Below are 1,142 nucleotides of genomic sequence, written 5' to 3' on the forward strand. Positions count from 1 at the left end.
GTTGCTGGATCGCGGCGGTCTGCTCGCGGCTTTCGTTGATACTCAACACCACACAACGATTGAGCAGCTCTTCATCAATGTCGATGGCCGTGGTGGTCAGAAACAGCATCACCGGGCCTTCAACCCGGTATTCCTCAGTCACCAGCTTGCCACTCTCGGGGTCTTTGCCGGTACTGGCGATGGTCAGCTCACCCTGGCTCTGCAACAGCTTCAAGGCATAGGCTGCCTGCCTTACCCCTTCCTCTTCGGCAATGCCGAGGATTTTGTGTTTCAGATCGGACTCGCCGAGATAAAACAGGCTCTGCCCGGTCATCGCCGAGTAATGCACCCGGTCTTCTTCCGGCACCAATTTCAACACCGCATCCATCAGCGCGCTTTTGCCTGCCGCCGAAGTCGATTGCACGATGATGGCCAGCGGCATGTTCAACTTGCGGGATACACAGGCCAGATAGCCCATCAGGGCATTTGAAGGCTCACCGACCAGACCGGTTTTGGCAAAGTCCTCGATGATCCGCCCGGCCAGGTTGTTATCTTTCAGTAGCGTCAGAGCTTGCTCGCGCTCTGTGTCCTCCATCGTGTAGCCAGTCGGTTCCTTCGGTTGCAACGCTTCCTGAATCGCTTTGTCCTGCAAGCCTTCCAGTTGCAACAGCAGTTTGCCGAGATCGCGCTGAATAGTCTTGTCCTCAATGCCGCATTCAGTGGCGGCAACGCGAGCAAACGCCTGACGGTGTTTGGCGCTGTACAGGTCGAAGGTATCGACGTGTATCACCTCACCAACCTTCACCAACACATTGACCTTCATCACCTCGTAACTACTGTTCTTTTGCAGACCGCGAACGCGGTAGTGCCGATTACCGTATTCGATGTTGATTTCGTGGTCGGTGACTTCGGGGTGTTCCGGGTTTTCTGGTGCCGGAGGTACTGCGGCAGCAGGTAATGGTGGCGTTTCAGGCTTAGGACTCGGAGCTTCGATTTTTACCTGTGGTTCCTCGACTTGAGGCTGAGATTCGGCGGCTAAAGGAGGCAGGGTATTCGCTTCGTTTGAAGACGTGCCAAGTAACCGTCCCTGGCGCAGGGTTCCAGCCTCGCCATCCGTGGCGAGTCGCTCAGCGGGATCGAGTGACGTTAAGTCACTCGCTCTT

1 protein-coding gene is annotated in these 1,142 nt (G+C 56.0%); it reads right to left on the bottom strand.

All coding sequences use genetic code 11. From position 1 onward, the window contains the following. A partial coding sequence (locus ACOCD2_RS21095) for a hypothetical protein (RefSeq protein WP_419582410.1) occupies window positions 1-1,142 on the bottom strand: 1,142 nt, incomplete at both ends.

The sequence above is a fragment of the Thiolapillus sp. genome (assembly GCF_048562965.1).
Classification (GTDB): Bacteria; Pseudomonadota; Gammaproteobacteria; order Chromatiales; family Chromatiaceae; genus Thiolapillus; species Thiolapillus brandeum_A.